This window comes from Clostridium acidisoli DSM 12555 (genome assembly GCF_900176305.1).
GTDB classification, from domain to species: Bacteria; Bacillota; Clostridia; order Clostridiales; family Clostridiaceae; genus Clostridium_I; species Clostridium_I acidisoli.
Genome location: NZ_FWXH01000027.1, coordinates 14,497 through 29,151 on the forward strand (window position 1 = coordinate 14,497; position 14,655 = coordinate 29,151).

Here is a 14,655-nt window from a genome sequence, read left to right on the forward strand (position 1 = left end):
TACCTATAAAGGTGCTGCTCTGTGCACTAATTAATTTATGCACAGAGCAGCACCTTTATAAAATATATCCATTTAAATAATATTTTTTTCAATAAAATACAATTAAATCATGATCAAATTAAGTCTGTTATTTTAACTTCTGGATTATGATATCTTACTCTTTTCATTGTTTTATTTGAATATTCAATAGCTTTTGCTGGACACCATTGAATACACGCCATACAATGTTCGCAGCTATTTCCCCATTCTGGCTTAGAATTAGTAACCCTTATGTTACTAACTGAGCATACCTTTTCACAAACTTTGCATCCAGTGCACTTGTTATTTGTGCGGAAATTTTGTGCTCTCATATTGAAATCTTCTTCTACTATCTTATGAAGTTTTTTTGACGTATGAAGTGATAAAATATCTCCTTTTGAAATAGGTGTTACTCCTTTTTCATTTACTACATTTGAAATATATTTTGTTTTTTTCTTTTCTTTTTTTAACATAAATCCTTGAACTATTTTGGGAAAAGCACCATAACTAGCAATATAATTTCCCGGCATGTTTACTTTAAAAGCTGCATTTAGGACTCCACCTCTTTCCTCTACACAACTACTTAGTTCTGACTGAGCCATCTCCAATATCCCACCTAGCGTAATTACACTAAAAATATATTGTTCCTTATTAAAGCTTAGTTTTTCAATAAACCGTTTTACGATTTTAGGCATTAACGAATAATAAACAGGAAAAACAAACCCTATTCGATCATAGGACAAATCAATATTCCCTTCTTTTATAGCCTGCGCAATAGATTCAACCCTTGTATCTCCAATATTATTAGAAATATCCCTTGCTACAAGTAAACTATTTCCTGTTCCAGTAAAATAAAATATAATATTTTTCATATTAACCTCCGTATAATCTTATATATTCAATTTTACTGGTATTATAAACCATGTACTATACTACATAGTCAAGCATTATTTTCTCCAAAATATATCTAAGTCATGACAGCTCACTTCATTTTGAGATAACACCTCATCATTTATTTTTTCAAGCAATTTTTTGGTATTTTCTAGTTCATCTATTTTGATGTTTATTTCATTTATTTTATACTTGACTATATTCTTAATGCTATAAATATCTTTTCCAAGCATCTCATTATAAATTTTTGAAAATATAATATCTATTTCTTTTATTGAAAAACCAAATCTTTTAATAATAAGTATAATTTTAATTTTATCTAAATCATTTTTTGTATATATTCTGTATCCATTAGCATCTCTTTTGGGCTGGGAAAGCAGCCCAATTTTCTCATAATATCGTACTGTTTCTTTATTTATATTTAATTCTTTTACTAACTCTCCAATACCAAAAACTTCTTTCATAGCTTCTCCTATATTATATTTGCTTTGCATTACTTGCGGTAACCTAGCACTGAACTTTATTTTCTAATAAAAATTAAAAACTGTTACACAACCAACTATTATTTTGTTAGTTTTGTAACAGTACATTTTTTCGTATAAACCCAATTATCCAATAACTATTTTATAGAACTTCTTTTTTCCTCTTTTTACAAGAGCACTGCCTTCTTTAAAGTCGCTTTTCTCTATTTTTGCGTTTACATCCAAAACTTTTTCGTCATTCATCACTATTCCACCTTGCTGAATAAGTCTTCTTCCTTCTGATTTTGAAGGAATTATTTTAGTATAAACTAAAGCATCTAATAGTGTTCCACCTACCATATCATTTGTTATTGAAACAGTAGGTACATTACTCATGTCGCTCCCTGCTCCAAATAACGCTTCTGAAGCTTTTTCAGCATTTCTAGCTTCTTCTTCCCCATGAACAAGTTTTGTTACTTCGTAAGCTAAAACCTTTTTTGCTCCATTGATTTCTGCATCCTTTAAACTTCCTAGTCTTCTAACTTCATCCATTGGCAAGAAAGTTAATAGTGATAGACATTTTTCAACATCAGCATCCTCTACATTTCTCCAATATTGATAGAAATCATATGGTGTTGTTTTTTCAGAATCAAGCCACACAGCTCCACCTTCTGTTTTTCCCATCTTTTTTCCTTCACTAGTAGTTAAAAGAGCTGCAGTCATTGCAAATGCTGGTTTATTTTCTTTTCTTCTAATAAGATCAACGCCGGCAATCATGTTTGACCATTGATCATCTCCGCCTAATTGCATAACACAATTATACCTTTTGTTTAATTCAAGGAAATCATATCCTTGCATAAGCATATAGTTAAATTCAAGAAATGATAATCCCTTTTCAAGTCTCTGCTTAAAACATTCTGCTGTAAGCATTCTATTTACAGAAAAATGTACTCCTATGTCTCTTAAAAATTCAACATAATTTAAATTCATAAGCCAATCAGCATTATTTGCAAGAATTGCTTTTCCGTCTTTAAAATCTATAAAATTTTCCATCTGTCCTTTTATACATTTTACATTATGTTCAATATCTTCTCTAGTAAGCATTTTTCTCATATCAGTTTTACCTGTAGGATCTCCTACCATGGCAGTTCCTCCACCAACTAGAACAATCGGTCTGTGACCAGCTTTCTGCATATGCGACATAAGCATAAGTGCTAAAAAATGTCCAACATGTAGACTGTCTGCTGTAGGATCAAAACCTATATAAAATGTTATTTTTTCTTTCTCAAGAAGCTCCCTTGTTTCATCCTCATGTGTGAACTGTTTTATGAATCCACGCTCTACTAAAATGTCTATAACACTTGACAATTGTAATCAACTCCATAAAGGTATATTTTTTTCTATTATAATAGTATATAGTTAATTTTGATAATTATCAACTAAATTTGTTCTATGAACTTATAACCTTGTTTCTTCCCGAATTTTTAGCAACATAAAGCATAGAATCTGCTACACTTAATACTTTTTGAACTGTATCTCCATTTTCCGGATAATAACTTATTCCAAAACTTGCAGTTACCGATTTTTTTTCATTTTTATATTCTATTAAGTGATTTGAAAGTTTTTCTCTTAGGTTGTCAACTTTTCTGAAGACATCACTGTAACTTCTAACGTTGCTTATATATATAACGATTTCTTCTCCTCCATATCTTGCAATAAAGTCATCTTCTTCTATATTTTCTTTTAATACATTAACTGTTTCTATAAGTACCTTGTCTCCAAACTGGTGCCCATAATTATCATTAAACTTTTTAAAATTATCGATGTCAACCATAATCATAGCGAATCTTTCATTAGGCTTTTCTTTCACATTTTCTTCTACGTACTCAAAAAAATATCTTCTATTGTATATACCAAGTAGTGGGTCGGTAATTGAACTCTCTTTAACCTTGTTATACAGAAAATTATTTTCTAATGCTATTCCTATCTGATTAGTTATAGATGAAATAAATGCAATGTGATCTTGACTAAAAAAATTCCAAAGTGCATGTTCAACTATAATATAGCCTTTAAAAATATCCCTTGAATATATGGGCAGACCTATTATAGAATGAATTTTTACTTTCCTATGCCTTAATGAAAAAATAGGATCTTTGGAATTTATTACAAATGGCTCCTCGTTATTAATCATAAAAGAAATTTCATATTTTTTTAAATTAAGCCTCTTACTTTCGATGTTTGTTGCCTTTACTACTAATTCTCCTACATCATTAAGAAGATATATAGATGAATATGTCACTCCCAATATTCCAATAATCATATCATTGATCATTGTTATGAGATTCTCATCACTTACATTTGAATTTATGTATTTACTTATTTCTACTATATTTGTAAGTGCATCAAGATTTTTTTCAAGTTTGTTGTTTTTTTCATTAATGATTTGAATTGTATTTTCCGCGAAATTTTGATAAGTTTCGAATTCATCTTTAAGTTTTAAGAATTTTTGTTCCATCTCAGAAAACATTGGCTCATTGACTCCATTATTATCCATAAGTTCCCACTTTCCTTTAAATTCATTTACGGATATTCTAACATTACATTCAAGGTATAAAAAAATGCATATCTTATTTAATTCTATATAAGTATAAAAAATCCTCTTTTGTTTAGTATAATCAATATAAATTAATTATACTAAATATTTTTTATTTTTTCCATGAATTCATTTCCAAATTCATTATCTGTATGTTATAATATTATAGAGTAATTACTAATTATTCATAATTTTTGTAGGTTAATTATCAAGGTGATTTCAACTCCTTTATATCATAGGAGGACGACAATTATCAAGATGTATTATTCCTATGGTATTTTGAGGAGGTTTTTTTTATGCCAGATAAGACAATTGTATGTAAAGATTGTGGAAATGAATTTGTTTTCACAGAAGGTGAACAAGAATTCTACAAGGAAAAAGGATTTGAAAATGATCCTGTTAGATGTCCTGAATGTAGAAAAGCAAGAAAGAATCAAAGAAATAACTATCACAGAGACTAACAGCAATTTAAGAGAGGAGAACCCTCTCTTTTATTTTATAATTCTTTTTATATTCGCCCTTTTTAACAGTTCTGCAATTGGTGTTGCAATGAGTATTCCCACTACTACTTGTGCTACATCACCTGGCACATGACTAATTTCTATAATAAAAGCTTGATTTAAAGGAACATTTGTATAGAAATGCTGTATAAAAACTCCTGCAAAATAGTAAGCCACAATCATCCAAATTCCAGCTACTATAAATGCAAATATATTATTTATTATATTTTCACCTTTATAATAACTTCTATATGCTATTACTGCAGCAATTAATCCCATTGTCCCTTTTATAATAAACGTGTATGGTGCCCATATTGAATATGGAGATAATAAATCAAATAAACTCATTCCAATTGCAGCAGATAAGGCTGCCTTTTTTTTAGTTAAAATAATTGCTGCCACAAATACCATACTATCTCCTAAATGTACTACGCCCTTATAGCCTAATCCAACAGGAATATTAAACATAGCTGTTGCTACGTATATAATAGCAGCCATAAATGCCACTTGTACCATGGATATTGTGGTTATCCTTGTATTAGTTCTTTTTGCTTCCATGCTTTAACCCCCTAATTCTTATTAAATATTTGTATATAATTATATAACATAATTAATTTTGTTCAAATGTATCCCTACAATATATGAATATATACCTAAATTACGGTTAAAATATGATTATAATTTATATTTTTTAATATTAAATAAGGAGGCATTTACACAAACTATTTTAGTATTGTGTAATAAAACGGTTATGAAATTTATTAGATGGATGAGTAGTTTATTGCTTCTAATTTTGTTAATTAGTCTTATATTTAAGGCTGGAAGCAGCCTAGTAAATACTATATTATTATTGTCCTTTGTTGTATTTATTTTGGATATGGTTTTTGAATATAAATAATAATTTAGTTTATAGTAATGAGAGATTGCAAAATGCTGGTTAAAGGTTTTTTACTCTACTACGTGAGTAAAAAGGTGAAAGAAAACCTATACGGCAAGATGGAAGAATTAACGATGATACCGTTAATGGTGAGAGAATTTGCTTTCAGCAAAAGGTTACGGATGGTAGTCATCAGATATATTTAAGTTCATTATTTTTCTGATGTAGGAGGAAAAATTTCCTTAGCCTTTATTGATTTATCAGTAAACTCTTCACCTTTTAACGTGTGAAGCAATCGTTAAAACCCTTCACCAATGCTTCGCAATCTCTTTATAATTTGAATCAACTTATATTTTGTTTATCTAAAAAATCCTTAACAAAATCAGTTATTTCTTCCTCACTATTAAAAGTATTTCCAACATGAAAATCTTTTCTCACAATCACAAAAGCTTTTATATCCATATCAATAGCTGCCTTTATTTTATCATCTGTTCCTCCTTGAACTCCACTGTCTTTAAGAATCATTGCCTTTGCATCATATTCTTTAATAAAACTACAATTTAACTGATAACTTATAGGACCTTTTATAGCAATTATATCCTCAGTTTTAACTCTTAATGAAAAACACTTCTCCATAACCTTAATAGAAGGTAACACCCTATGTATCATCCTATTTTTTAAGTTCATATTAATAAATTTATCTATGTTATTGCTTCCAGTTGTATTTAAAATTGTTCCTTCAATATCTTTCATTTTTAAATACAGTTCACTATAGTCTTTTACCCTTATAACATGCTTGTCATCATTTAAAAATGTCTTAGGTCTTTCATACCTTGCATAAATTATATTTAATTTTTTACAAACTTCTACTGCATTTTTTGTTACTACTTCAGCGTAAGGGTGAGATGCATCTACTAATACGTCTATGCCATTTTCTATAACAACTTTCTCTAATTCACTAGCGTCCAGCGGTTTTGTATTTATTTCTTTATATTTGTAATCTTTAAGTAATTCTCCACCATATTCTGTAGCTGTAGACACAAAAATATCCTGTGTAAATTTATTTAAAAGTGAAAGTATTTTTTTACCTTCTGAAGTTCCAAGTATTAATCCAATCACAATTTATATCCTCTAGGAGTTATAAATTCACCTTGTTTTATGTAACTTTGACTGTTTCCAATTATAACTATACACATCATGTCAACTTGACTGTCATCAAATGAATCTAAGTTAAATAATTTAACATCCTGTCCATCTCTTAGTGCATGTTTTACTACAGCTACAGGTGTATTTCCAGCTCTATATTTTTTTATTGTTTCTAAACTTTCTCTTAAATAATGTGGTCTACCTTTACTTTTAGGATTATATAGTGATATTACAAAATCACCCTCTGCTGCCATCTCTATTCTCTTCTTTATAAGTTCGTAAGGCGTCATTAAGTCACTTAAACTTATATTGCAATTGTCGTGCATAATAGGTGCCCCTAGAACTGATGCAGCTGCTGAGGATGCAGTTATTCCTGGAATAACTTCCACATCTTCACCATCTTTAAGTTCTAAAATAAGACCTGCCATACCATAAATCCCAGCATCCCCTGTACTTATTATAGAAACAATGTTGTCTTTTGAAAGCCTAAGCGCTTCTTTGCATCTTTCTTCTTCCCCCTTCATTCCTGTGGAAAAGATTTCTTTACCCTTCGCTAATGTTTTAATTAAATCAACATATTTTGTGTAACCTACTATTATATCACTTTTCTCAATGGCCTCCTTAGCCCTTAAAGTCATGTTTTCAATGCTACCCGGGCCAATTCCTATTACATATAATTTTCCCATTAAAATTTTTCCTCCTCACCTATACATAATGTCATTCCTTGTAAATTAAATTTTTCAGTTATAATAAGTCCTTTAGAAAGTTCCACTGACGGTTCACAAACAGCTCTTACTCCAATGGTCTTCTCAACAAAATCGCTACCTTTATATTTATGTTGAACTTTCTTTATTTGCTCTGTACTAAATATTTTAAATTCTGCATTTAAACTTTTACTAAGCTTTATTATTGCATCCTCATCTTTTTTTATATCTACAGATGCCACTATCTTTACAGCCTTTTCCTCGTAATCAAGTTCTATAAGTTTATCTTTAACCTTATTGTACATATCTTCTGCAGGGTAATTTTTTTTGCATCCAATTCCCAAAATCAAATTTTTTCTAATAAGTTTAAGCTTTACTTTATTTCCCAGGTCACAGGGAAAACTTAGTTTATTTGTTACAATTACAATGCCAGCAGCACCCTCTAAGTCATTTACATATCCTTTAGGTGTTTTTATAAGTTTTTCATCGTCAACAAATGCAACCTTTTCACCATTAATGAGAAGTGCTGCAATATCTTTTGCCTTTTTCATGCTTTCAATTGTTAATCCATTATACTTTGCTATAAGATCCGGTGCTATTACATTTAAATTGTCCGTAGCAGTTGTTATTATAGGATTAGCTCCAATCACCTCTGCAATTTCATCTGAAAGCTTATTAGCTCCTCCAAGATGTCCACTTAAAAGGCTTATAACGTATTTTCCCATTATGTCTATAACAATTACCGCTGGATCCATAGTTTTGTCTTTAATAAAAGGTGCTATAGCTCTAACTGCAATACCCGTAGAAGAAACAAAAATTATAGCATCATATTCTTCCATTAGTTTTTTTGCTAAAGTTTTAATACTAAATTTCTCTATATTAGTTTTTGAGTATATATCAATATTTATAACCTTATTAATTTTACAGGCAATAGCATCACCGAATTTATTTAGACTAACTGCAGCTATTTTCATTCTTTTGCCTCTCTAAACATATGTGAAAAGCTTTTATCATATAATTTACTCTTTTCGTATTCAGTATTTATAAAATCTCCAACTAATATTTGGGCACATTTCGTTATCTTTGCTTCTTTAACCTTTTCTGATATGTCATCTAATGTCCCAATTATACTTCTTTCATCTTCCCACGTAGCTCTCTCCACTACTGCTATCGGCACATTCCTGCCATAACCTTTTCTAAGCTTCATAACTACCTTATCAATCATAGAAACAGATAAAAATATGGCCATTGATGCACCTATACTTGCTAATTTTTCAAGATTCTCACCTTCTGGAACTGGGGTTCTTCCTTCTACTCTTGTTAATATTACAGTTTGGCTAACAGAGGGCAACGTAAACTCTTTTTTTATTGCTGCTGCAGCTGCTGTAAATGAACTTACTCCTGGAATAACCTGATACTTTATGTTTAGTTTATCTAGTTCATCCATTTGCTCCTTTATTGCCCCGTATATTGCTGGATCTCCAGTATGGAGTCTTACAATAATTTTACCCTCTTTCTCCCCATCTTTAATTACTTGAAGCACCTCTTCAAGATTCATTGAGGCAGAGTTATAGTTTTTAGAACCCACTTTGCAAAACTTTAAGTGTTCGCTACTAACAAGTGATCCTGCGTATATAACAATATCTGCTTTTGTTAAAATTTCTCTACCCTTAACTGTTATTAGATCCACATCCCCTGGACCTGCTCCTATAAAATAAACCATATATATCCTCCAAAATTTTATATTCTATTCGCAATGATTAGAGACATGTATTCTCTATTATTTATTATTTCATCCCTGTTTTTTAATACCTCTTGACCTTCTCTACCTGCTTTTTTTACATAAACATAATTAAAGCCTTTCTCTTCTAAAACATTTAGTACACTTTCTTCATGTTTATAAACCTTCATTATAACAACATACTTTTCATCCTTTATAGTATTAACTTTACTACCAGGTATAATTAGAAGTCCCTCATCTCCAATTACAAGTGGTTTACCTGCAATACTTGCACATGCACTAAAAGAGGTTATTCCAGGTACTGTTTCAGTTTCATATCCCTTTTCTTCCACATATTTCAAAAGATAAATATATGTACTATATATAAATGGATCTCCAATAGTTAAAAAGGCTACATCCTTACCTTCCTTAAGTTTTCTTTCTATTACTTCAAATGCTTCATAAATCTTGTTTTCTTGATTTTCTCCACCCATAGGAAAATGTTTTATAATTACTTCTGAACTGCTTTTTATGTATTCTTCTGCAATTTCAAGAGCTATACTTTTTCCACCTGCCATGCCACTTGGTCCTACTATTACAGGTGTACTTCCAATTATCCTAACAGCTTTAACTGTAAGAAGTTCTTTATCTCCTGGTCCAACTCCAATACCATATAGTTTACTCATTTTTTACTCTCCTTGCTGTTATTATAAAAATAGGGTTTAATGCTAATAGCATATGGCTTTTCCCCTTTGATTTACTAATTGAAATTTGAACTAGCTCTGTTTCATATTTTAAATCTTCTAGCACATGAATTGCTTTATAAACATTATCAATTGTAATAAAGTTTAATACCATATACTTTTGGGATTTAAGTTTTTGCCCATATATTTTTATTATATCTTCTATATTTCCACTGCTTCCACCAATAAATATGCCATCAAATTTACCTTCTACCTCGTCTAATACCGAAAGGGCCTCACCATTTAAAATCTTTAGATTATCCGCATTAAACTTCTCTTTATTTTTCTTTATTATAGCTAAGGCTTCCTCATCCTTTTCAATAGCAATAACTTCACCTGTTTCAGATATTTTACTCATCTGAATTGATATGGAGCCTGTACCCGCACCAATATCTAATAATCTATGTCCACTTTCTATATTTAATTTGGAAATGCTTATTGTCCTTATTTCTTCCTTTGTCATTGGACAATTTCCCCTAATAAATTCCTCATCTCTTATTATCATTTTCTATCACCACCACAGTAAGTTCTTTAAATTTTTTATCTATAAATTCAAAAGCCTCGCCACAACTTATTTTTTCATCTTCATAAGATAAATTTTCACCTATATATACATGTGCTTTAATATTAGCCTTAACTAAGTTTTTGCACATTATATCCGGTGTATTTTTGTTATCTGTAAGCCATATTGAAGTTTTATTTTCTTCTACTTCTTTAATAAAATCTTGTTCTCTACCATGTAGACTAGAAAGTTTTGCATTTTGCCAAGACTTACCTAATTTACTCATCATATATTGAAAGGAGCTTATGCCTGGTATAATTTTAATGTCCCCAATATAATTTTTTTTCACATACTCTGCAACTCCATAAAATAATGGATCTCCAGATGCAATAACACATATTTTTTTATATTTTTTATCCTGTATAAAATCCAGTATATTCTTTAAGTTTTTAGCAGTATACTTTGGTTTTTGTATAAATGCTACACTTTCTACAGCTCTCTTAAATCCAATTATACAATCCGATGCTAGTAATTCTGTCAATGCAGCGTTTAACATATATTCTCTATTCCCTGGACCAATTCCAACAATATATACCATTTTTTCCTCACCCTCTGCTATCATAAAGTATGCCACTTTCCATAGCAAACATAACAACTTCAGCTTGAATTTCATTATATGAGAACACTTCTATTCTTTCTTTTATCTTTCTTCCTATATTAGAATACAATTCTTCATATCCTTTTCCAAGTAGCTTTACTGCACCTTCTGTTGTTTTCTCATCATATACTTTTTTTACCAGTTCATTTTTACTTCCCATAAGTGCAAGTTCTAATGCAATAACCTCAAGCCTTACATCACATACTCTGCTATGAGTATTGAAACATCCTGCGGCTACCTTGCAAAGCTTTCCTATATGTCCAACCACTATAACCTTTTTTATTCCATGTTCAATACAACTATTAATTGCATAACCTATGTAATTTGACATGATTACCATATTATTTGAGTTTAATCCAATAGATTTAGCCTTATCTTCACCCATATTTCCAAATACTAATACAATTTCCTTATGTCCTAAAGCTGATTTTTGCCTTATCTCTATATTTATTGATTCCTTAAGCGCTTCCTCTGACATGGGAACCACAATTCCTGTTGTTCCAAGTATAGAGATGCCACCGACAATGTTTAATCTTGGATTGAAGGTTTTTTTAGCAACTTCCTCACCCTTAGGTACAAATATTGTAATCTGGACTCCTTTGTTTTTAGGTAATACTTCCCTTACTTCTTTTTCTATCATTTTTTTTGGAACTGGATTTATGGCAGGTTCACCCTTTTTCACATAAAGCCCTTCGCCTTTAACAATACCTACGCCTTTGCCACCCTTTAAACTAAATCCACTTGGAATTTTTTCTGCTCTAGCAAAAATTTTAAGCCCATGTGTTACATCCGGATCGTCTCCGCCGTCCTTTATTACGCAGCATTCCACATAATCCTCTTTAATAACTACCCTCTCAATTGGCAAAAGTAACTCTATTCCCTTAGGCGTGTCTATATTTATTTGTGTTAGTCTTTCATTGTGATATAACATTCTAGTTGCTGCTTTTGCTGCTGCGGCTGCACAGGAACCGGTTGTGTACCCACACCTTAATTTTTTTCCATCACAATTTACATATAAATCAAGCATATTCTCACCTCTTAACTAACATGTACATAAGTGCATTAACGATAGAAGCCGCAACACTACTTCCACCTTTTCTTCCTCTTATAGTTATAAGTGGCAGGTCTAATTTTTCTATTTCTTCCTTTGATTCTGCTGCTCCAACAAAACCTATAGGTGCTCCGATAATAAACTTTGGTTTTGCCATCCCTTTCAATGTTAATTCCTTTAATTTATATAAAGCTGTAGGTGCATTTCCAAACACAAAAAAATCCACACCTTCTTCAACTGCTTTTTCAACAGCTGCCATAGACCTTGTTATTCCCTTTTCTTTAGCCTCCTTTGCAACGTCCTCCCTAGCTACAAAACACTGAACCTTTGAATTTAAAGTTTTTAAGGCAGCTTTATTAATGCCAGACAATGCCATATTAGTGTCTGTATATATTGTAGTTCCTTCCTTTAGAAGTTGTAATGCGCTTTCTATAGCACCTTCTCTAATATAAAGTAATTTCATATATTCAAAATCTGCAGTTGTATGAATTACCCTTTTAACAATACTTAGTTCGCTTTTTGAAAAATTATGTTCTCCCATTTCACTTTCAATTATCTCAAAACTTCTTTTCTCTATTCCCATAGGATCCTTCATGTAATCCATTAGCTCTTCACCCTTATCCTTTTTTTCCGACTAAACTTAAAAGCATATTCATATTTCCGAAAAAATGTACATGTCCATATGCCGCCAAAGTATTTTTTTTAACATATCCACAATTCCAATGTTTTTTTGTTCCATCATAATTATCCTTTGTAACTTCATATATAGCTTCTTCCATTAACTCCACTTTAGATTTATGAAACTCATGACAATTTATATTAAAACCCTTTTGAAGAACATTGTTTTCATTTGAAACTTGTATTTCTGCATACCCAAAGTTTTGAAGTCTTTTTGTCATAGAAGAACTCCCATTAAAAAATCCAACAGTTTCCATTCCATCTATATTTTTTGTAAGATACATTAATCCACCACACTCAGCGTAACATCTAACTCCATTTTCTAGTGCACTCTTTATACTTTTTAGCATAGTTTTGTTGTTACTGAGTTCCTCGATAAAAACCTCTGGATAACCACCTCCAAGATATATGAAATCAAAATCACCTTTTAGTTCTCTGTCTCTTAATGGACTAAAATATGTTACCTCCCCAAGCTCTTCTAAAAGTTCAAGGTTTTCTCTATAATAAAAACTAAACGCTTTATCATAAGCTACTGCAATTTTTATTTTTCTATTTTCTAGATGAAAGCCATCGCTGTATTCCTTGGCAGGTACAGACAATTTCAATAATTTTTTTATATTCACATTTTCCATTATAAGTTTTCCACATATGTCTATTTTTCTATCAAGTTCCTCAATTTCGCTACTTTGGACAAGTCCAAGATGTCTGCTTTTAAGCATAAGCTCCTCACATTTAGGAATGTATCCAAGTACTTCTATATTACAATATTTTTCTATTTCTATTTTTAATAGTTTATAATAATTTTCAGTTATATTGTTAAGTATTATTCCTGCTATATTTGCATTTTCAAAATCCTTTATGCCATTTATTTCTGCACATATAGTCACAGATTTGCCCTTAGGCGATAAAACTAAAATTATAGGAAGATTTAAAGTTTTTGCCACATGTGAAGTAGAATATTCTGTGCTAATTCCCTTCCCATCATAAAGTCCCATTACTCCTTCTACTATACCTACATCTCCAATTCCTCTTGAAAAACTAGCTTTTACACCTTCCTCACCCATAAGATACAAATCTAAGTTTCTGGCTGGCACCTTTGTAATATATTCATGAAAGTCAGGGTCAATATAGTCTGGGCCTACTTTATAGCTTTGAACCTTATATCCCATATCTTTAAGTGCTTTTAAAAGTCCAAGTGTAACAGTGGTTTTTCCACCACCACTTTCATTTGATGAAATAACAATACTTTTCATACTTAATATTCTATCCCTTCTCTAGCAGCTACACCTTTTTCAAAATAATGTTTAATTTCTTTCATTTCTGTAACAAGATCAGACTTTTTAACAATCTCTTCCGGTACATTTCTTCCTGTAAGAATAAGTTCTACACTTTTAGGTTTAATTCTTATAAGCTCTAATATCTGATCTACTGAAACTAATTTATTGGAAAGCGCCCCCATAATCTCATCCATTATTAAAACATCACATTTATTTTTTTCAAGAGCTTCATAACAAAATTTATATGCCTCTTGTATTTCTATCTTTAACTCTTCTTTTTCTTTATCATTAAGCGTCCAAAAGAATCCTCTAGGAGTCTCAAATCTAAATATTTGAAAATATGGTTCCAATTTTTTTATACTTTTTAATTCTCCTGTATCAAAGGTTTTTAAAAATTGAACCATATAAACCTTAAGCTCATTTCCAGCAGATCTAACGCCTTGACCTATGGCAGCAGTTGTTTTTCCCTTTCCATTACCTGTATATACTTGTACATAACCATTTTCTAGTTTCGCCATAACATAAACCTCCTTTTATTTATATTAATAATGTACTTCATAATAGTGATAAATTGCGAAGTACGGGTTAAGGGTTTCCACCTATGCTTCTCGGTGAAAGGTGAAGGGTTTTCCGTGGGAAAAAGCTATGGATGATTTTTCTCCGCTATGCTACGAAAAATCTTTGAACTTAAATCTATAATCTAAAGTACTTTGTCTCTCATTTTTGACCGAAGGTCTCCAGTTTTCAATGAATAAGTATTTATTAACATATTAAACTGTTATTTAAGTGCCAAAGAGCAAAACCTACGGTTAAAATACATAGTAGAGTTGTCTCTA

18 protein-coding genes are annotated in these 14,655 nt (G+C 30.8%); 2 read left to right on the forward strand and 16 right to left on the reverse strand.

Annotation, left to right across the window (positions count from 1 at the left end; genetic code table 11):
• Positions 1-113: 113 nt before the first annotated feature.
• From B8978_RS17420 to B8978_RS17435, 4 genes are all read right to left on the reverse strand, one after another.
• On the reverse strand, positions 114-890 hold the full coding sequence (locus B8978_RS17420) for an EFR1 family ferrodoxin (protein WP_084117568.1): 777 nt from the start codon (positions 888-890) through the stop codon (positions 114-116).
• 75 nt (positions 891-965) lie between these two features.
• On the reverse strand, positions 966-1,373 hold the full coding sequence (locus B8978_RS17425) for a MerR family transcriptional regulator (RefSeq protein ID WP_084117569.1): 408 nt from the start codon (positions 1,371-1,373) through the stop codon (positions 966-968).
• Positions 1,374-1,517: 144 nt separating this feature from the next.
• Entirely contained in the window at positions 1,518-2,738 is a 1,221-nt protein-coding gene (tyrS, locus tag B8978_RS17430) for a tyrosine--tRNA ligase (protein ID WP_084117570.1), read from the reverse strand.
• An 82-nt stretch (positions 2,739-2,820) separates the two neighbouring features.
• A complete protein-coding gene (locus B8978_RS17435) occupies positions 2,821-3,924 on the reverse strand; it encodes a sensor domain-containing diguanylate cyclase (protein ID WP_084117571.1) in 1,104 nt (367 codons plus the stop codon).
• A gap of 335 nt (positions 3,925-4,259) precedes the next feature.
• Between B8978_RS17435 and B8978_RS17440 the strand changes: the two genes are divergently transcribed.
• A complete protein-coding gene (locus B8978_RS17440) occupies positions 4,260-4,424 on the forward strand; it encodes a zinc-ribbon domain-containing protein (protein ID WP_084117572.1) in 165 nt (54 codons plus the stop codon).
• 30 nt (positions 4,425-4,454) lie between these two features.
• On the opposite strand, the gene B8978_RS17445 is transcribed toward B8978_RS17440, so the two are convergent.
• Positions 4,455-5,021, reverse strand: a complete 567-nt coding sequence (locus B8978_RS17445; RefSeq protein WP_084117573.1) for an ECF transporter S component — start codon at positions 5,019-5,021, stop codon at positions 4,455-4,457.
• A 193-nt stretch (positions 5,022-5,214) separates the two neighbouring features.
• Here B8978_RS17445 and B8978_RS19970 point away from each other — a divergent pair, with 193 nt between their 5' ends.
• Positions 5,215-5,361 (forward strand): hypothetical protein, encoded by a 147-nt coding sequence (locus B8978_RS19970; RefSeq protein ID WP_176212744.1) that lies wholly within the window; start codon positions 5,215-5,217, stop codon positions 5,359-5,361.
• A 321-nt stretch (positions 5,362-5,682) separates the two neighbouring features.
• On the opposite strand, the gene B8978_RS17450 is transcribed toward B8978_RS19970, so the two are convergent.
• From B8978_RS17450 to B8978_RS17500, 11 genes are read right to left on the reverse strand one after another with little or no spacing between them, the layout of a single operon-like run.
• Positions 5,683-6,459 (reverse strand): cobalt-precorrin-6A reductase, encoded by a 777-nt coding sequence (locus tag B8978_RS17450; RefSeq protein WP_084117574.1) that lies wholly within the window; start codon positions 6,457-6,459, stop codon positions 5,683-5,685.
• Positions 6,456-7,172 carry a precorrin-3B C(17)-methyltransferase gene (cobJ, locus tag B8978_RS17455; protein WP_084117575.1) on the reverse strand — a complete coding sequence of 239 codons (717 nt, stop codon included), beginning with the start codon at positions 7,170-7,172 and terminating at the stop codon, positions 6,456-6,458. The genes B8978_RS17450 and cobJ overlap by 4 nt, the downstream gene beginning before the upstream one ends.
• Positions 7,172-8,164 (reverse strand): cobalt-precorrin 5A hydrolase, encoded by a 993-nt coding sequence (gene cbiG / locus B8978_RS17460; protein WP_084117576.1) that lies wholly within the window; start codon positions 8,162-8,164, stop codon positions 7,172-7,174. Before cbiG ends, cobJ begins: the two co-directional genes overlap by 1 nt.
• Positions 8,161-8,913, reverse strand: coding sequence for a precorrin-4 C(11)-methyltransferase (gene cobM, locus B8978_RS17465; protein ID WP_084117577.1), 753 nt, complete (start codon positions 8,911-8,913; stop codon positions 8,161-8,163). Before cobM ends, cbiG begins: the two co-directional genes overlap by 4 nt.
• Positions 8,914-8,930: 17 nt before the next feature.
• Positions 8,931-9,596 (reverse strand): cobalt-factor II C(20)-methyltransferase, encoded by a 666-nt coding sequence (locus B8978_RS17470; protein WP_084117578.1) that lies wholly within the window; start codon positions 9,594-9,596, stop codon positions 8,931-8,933.
• Entirely contained in the window at positions 9,589-10,158 is a 570-nt protein-coding gene (cbiT, locus tag B8978_RS17475; RefSeq protein WP_084117579.1) for a precorrin-6Y C5,15-methyltransferase (decarboxylating) subunit CbiT, read from the reverse strand. Before cbiT ends, B8978_RS17470 begins: the two co-directional genes overlap by 8 nt.
• Positions 10,142-10,777, reverse strand: coding sequence for a precorrin-6y C5,15-methyltransferase (decarboxylating) subunit CbiE (cbiE, locus tag B8978_RS17480; RefSeq protein WP_242950593.1), 636 nt, complete (start codon positions 10,775-10,777; stop codon positions 10,142-10,144). The genes cbiT and cbiE overlap by 17 nt, the downstream gene beginning before the upstream one ends.
• The gene (cbiD, locus tag B8978_RS17485; protein ID WP_084117580.1) at positions 10,761-11,840 is read right to left on the reverse strand and encodes a cobalt-precorrin-5B (C(1))-methyltransferase CbiD; all 1,080 of its coding nucleotides are present in this window, start codon (positions 11,838-11,840) and stop codon (positions 10,761-10,763) included. Before cbiD ends, cbiE begins: the two co-directional genes overlap by 17 nt.
• A 4-nt stretch (positions 11,841-11,844) precedes the next feature.
• A complete protein-coding gene (locus B8978_RS17490; RefSeq protein ID WP_084117581.1) occupies positions 11,845-12,468 on the reverse strand; it encodes a precorrin-8X methylmutase in 624 nt (207 codons plus the stop codon).
• 13 nt (positions 12,469-12,481) lie between these two features.
• Positions 12,482-13,795 carry a cobyrinic acid a,c-diamide synthase CobB gene (locus tag B8978_RS17495; RefSeq protein ID WP_084117582.1) on the reverse strand — a complete coding sequence of 438 codons (1,314 nt, stop codon included), beginning with the start codon at positions 13,793-13,795 and terminating at the stop codon, positions 12,482-12,484.
• Positions 13,796-13,797: 2 nt separating this feature from the next.
• Positions 13,798-14,337, reverse strand: coding sequence for a cob(I)yrinic acid a,c-diamide adenosyltransferase (locus B8978_RS17500; protein WP_084117583.1), 540 nt, complete (start codon positions 14,335-14,337; stop codon positions 13,798-13,800).
• Between the last annotated feature and the right edge of the window lie 318 nt (positions 14,338-14,655).